The sequence below is a fragment of the Clostridium polyendosporum genome (genome assembly GCF_018332455.1).
GTDB lineage: Bacteria > Bacillota > Clostridia > Clostridiales > Clostridiaceae > Clostridium_AY > Clostridium_AY polyendosporum.
Map to the genome: position 1 here is coordinate 1 of NZ_BOPZ01000130.1, position 225 is coordinate 225.

At 39.6% G+C, this 225-nt stretch carries 1 pseudogene; it reads left to right on the forward strand.

Annotation, left to right across the window (positions count from 1 at the left end):
• Positions 1-30: 30 nt before the first annotated feature.
• Positions 31-225 (forward strand): annotated as a pseudogene (locus CPJCM30710_RS17710) (hypothetical protein); the annotation flags it as partial.

The window sequence follows — 225 nt, forward strand, 5'->3', positions numbered from 1 at the left end:
TGACGCAAATGAAAGATTTGAAGGTTAAGAATGCGTGAGCCGTGTGAAGGGAAACCTTCAAGCACGGTTCTTAGGAGAGAAGGAACCCGAAAGGGTTCTGACTTATCCAACACTGTAGGTAAGGATGCAAAAAAGATAAAGGAATATATAGAAAAACAATTAAAAGAAGATCAACTTGGAGAACAGTTAACATTTGATAATCAAGACCCGTTCACGGGTAGCAAG